The sequence below is a fragment of the Ligilactobacillus equi DSM 15833 = JCM 10991 genome (genome assembly GCF_001435735.1).
In the GTDB taxonomy this organism is placed as follows: Bacteria; Bacillota; Bacilli; order Lactobacillales; family Lactobacillaceae; genus Ligilactobacillus; species Ligilactobacillus equi.
In genome coordinates, this window is sequence record NZ_AZFH01000092.1 from 1 (window position 1) to 3,178 (window position 3,178).

Consider the following 3,178-nt stretch of genomic DNA (forward strand, 5'->3'; position numbering starts at 1 on the left):
TGTTAAGCTTTTTTTGCGAATTTTCAAATATTACGAACTAGCAAATCGCGTATAATTTTCTATTTTCACAAATATATTTATACGTATATTTATACATATACGTATAAACTTGTATAACTTAACACTTATGCGCTGGTGTGGTTTTTTCTGCCTATCATGCTAAAAAAGCAGGCCAAACTGACCTGCTTTTTAACGTAAATGTTCTGATTTATCAAGTAAACTTTGTAAGTAACGCTGGTACTCTTCATCCGACATCGTATTTGTCTTTTGATTTTCTGTCGCAATTTGGTAATCTTCCGGCTGTGGTTCTGGCATTACCCATTTTTGTAAAGGTATCTTGTGAGTTGGTCGCGATTTTTCTTCCTTACGCGTATTAGCAATTTCCGGCATTTCATAATCAAATTCTTCACCGATTTCAAAGTCGAAACGATAACTACTTAAACGCCGACCTTTCTTGATTTTAGTACAAATCAGTGAACGTAAAATTTGGTGACCTTGTTTATCTTGCTTGGTTAATTCGCGAATTGAACGGTTAATAATCCGTGTATCGATTGTATCGGTTCGATAGCTATTAGGTACTGCCATAATTCGCCGAAAATCTTCATAACCAACTGACCAAAAACCAGTCTTCTTATTGGCATTGCGGTGACTCAGTAATTGTCGGTAAAGCTCTTTAGTGTAGGAACTTGAGATGTTTAACATGTTGGTCAGTTCAAAATACGTGAACCGACGGGAATCCATTCCTAAGTTATTCAGAATAAAACTAAAAGACTCATTCGTTCGAATCGTTAAAGTCTCATTGCGTGTGTCATTGATGTACATGTTGAACAGCATGAAGGAGGTGTGAATTCCTTCAGAATAACTATCAAAAGAAATATTTTTCAACTTGCTCCACATCGTTTCCAGGGTATCAGCAAAATTGATATCTTTTCTCTGGAAATGCATTAACTCTTTTAGATAGTCATAGTGGAAAATTTGTTCCTGTTCACCTTTTTCCTTAAGCAAAGAGCAAATTGTCCAGAAAACGTTTAGCTCGGCCTCACTTAAAGTCCGTAAACTAACTTCATTCAAACTATTATCGTATTTGACAATATTGGTAGTTCTCATACTCATAATGCCTTCCCCTTTCTTCAATCTAGCTTAACATAAATCCAACATGTTGTAAAATTCCATAAAAATAAAAAACAGATTCTGCGGAACAATTTTGGAAGTGATTTTTGGTCACTATTTGTTCTCCCGAATCTGTTGGAGTCTCGCCCGGATTTGTTGGAAGGTCCGCCGGATTTGTTGGATTATCCACCCGAATCTGTTGGAAATTCACCCGGATTTGTTGGATTATCTACCCGAATCTGTTGGAAATTCACCCGGATTTGTTAGATTATCGCCCGAATCTGTTGGAAGTTCGCCCGGATTTGTTGGATTAACACCCGAATCTGTTGGAAATTCACCCGGATTTGTTGGAATGTTTCCCGAATCTGTTGGAGTCTCGCCCGGATTTATTGGATTAACACACCACCAATAGGGTTCTATCCCATGGGGCACAAGGGGTCCCGGATTTGTTGGAAGGTTTGCCGAATCTGTTGGAATAAACGCCCGGATTTGTTGGATTATCCACCCGGATTTGTTGGATTAACGCCCGGATTTGTTGGATTATCCACCCGGATTTGTTGGATTTAAAAGTTATCCACAGGCTCTAACCCCTTGCGCCACAAGGGGTACAGCTGAGGCAATTTTTCCTAGTAATATATTATTAGTAATATACTTAGTAATATATTAATAGGATTATATTATAGGATACAGGATGACATGAAAAAGACGCTCCCGCTCCTCAAGGATACCAAATACTTATGTTCACCATAAAGAACATTTATCCACAGATTACATTTGGCGAATTAATTCATTCAAAAATTTTGACGCTGAGGAATAACCGTGTTCTTTAGCAATGGTATCCAATTTTTTTCGCACTGTTGGTTGCAAAGAAAAAGTATAATTTTTTCTTTTTTCACCAGCAGCGGTTAGAAAGGGAATATTAGCCGTTATCGTCGTGCTATCGTTAGTTGACACCTTAGAGTCCTCAACCGGCTTAGCAGGGCTTAAATCGCGTTTAGGACCATTTAAAGCGTTCTTAATATTTTTATTAGTTCTATCAAAAGCCATTTTGAATCTCCTTAATCAAGATTTTCAACCACAGCTGTGATTTTAGTAAAGATGTTATCCATGTCATCAAAGAAAGCTCTTTGTCGTAAATATAATTTGTGGTCTTGCTTCATTTCTGGCAAGGAAACCTTGTCTAAGGTCGTACGATTGAATAATTCTTTCTCAGGCACCAGGGCTAAAACATCATCCTCGTCGTTTAAGACCTCTAAAAGCTCCTTAGACGAACGAGTGTTATGTTTAATCATATTAGCCACAAAATATAATTGAGCGGTTACATAGCTCTTTCTAGAGGCATAATCGATAGCTTCTGTGCGTAAGTCATTAATTCTTTCTTCCAAATTAAATTTAGCATTGTAACCATGCTCACTTGGTGTAATAGGGCTCAAAATAGCATGGCTGATAATGACAGCATTTTTTGTAGCAGTGGAGAAATCAGGGTGACTATCCAAAATTACGTAGTCATATTGATCCAACTCAAGACGGTCATAATTATCGTACAACCACATGTACAAGAGCATATTTTTGTTAGTTTTGTTTTCAATGGAGCGTTCCACATCATCGAGATGCATGTCACCCGCGATAAGAGAGATGTGCTCATTGATTTGGTGGACCTTAACGTTACCTTGGCCCAAGAAAATGTTACCTACGGTATCTGTACTGTCATAAATGTCGTAAGTCTGAGTTAAGTTGCACTGGTGGTCCAAGTCGATAAATAAGACATGTTTATCTTGACTTGCAAGCCATTCACCATAATTAAAGGCGAGAGTAGTTTTACCTACTCCACCTTTGATGGCTGCAAAGGTAATGATTTTCATCAGTCTGCCTCCGTCTATTAAATTCATTGTTGCTATCATAACACATCTGTATGTATAAAGCAACGTATAAATGTACGTATAAATATATGTATACGTATATAAATTCCTTTATATATCAACGTTATATCGATTTGTACATATATTTATACATATACGCGATTTGCTAGTTCGTAATATTTGAAAATTCGCAAAAAAAGCTTAACAAG

At 37.1% G+C, this 3,178-nt stretch carries 3 protein-coding genes; all 3 read right to left on the reverse strand.

Annotated features, from left to right (window positions below; translation table 11 throughout):
• Window positions 1–189 precede the first annotated feature (189 nt).
• On the reverse strand, window positions 190–1,113 hold the full coding sequence (locus tag FC36_RS06705; protein WP_023860397.1) for a replication initiation protein: 924 nt from the start codon (window positions 1,111–1,113) through the stop codon (window positions 190–192).
• 765 nt (window positions 1,114–1,878) lie between these two features.
• Window positions 1,879–2,157, reverse strand: a complete 279-nt coding sequence (locus FC36_RS06710) for a ribbon-helix-helix domain-containing protein (protein ID WP_023860395.1) — start codon at window positions 2,155–2,157, stop codon at window positions 1,879–1,881.
• Between the two features lie 11 nt (window positions 2,158–2,168).
• Window positions 2,169–2,972 carry a ParA family protein gene (locus tag FC36_RS06715; protein WP_025021561.1) on the reverse strand — a complete coding sequence of 268 codons (804 nt, stop codon included), beginning with the start codon at window positions 2,970–2,972 and terminating at the stop codon, window positions 2,169–2,171.
• Between the last annotated feature and the right edge of the window lie 206 nt (window positions 2,973–3,178).

Coding starts and splice junctions, on each gene's coding strand:
- FC36_RS06710 (WP_023860395.1), bottom strand. CDS start 2,157: ATGGCTTTTGATAGAACTAATAAAAATATTAAGAACGCTTTAAATGGT.
- FC36_RS06715 (WP_025021561.1), bottom strand. CDS start 2,972: ATGAAAATCATTACCTTTGCAGCCATCAAAGGTGGAGTAGGTAAAACT.
- FC36_RS06705 (WP_023860397.1), bottom strand. CDS start 1,113: ATGAGTATGAGAACTACCAATATTGTCAAATACGATAATAGTTTGAAT.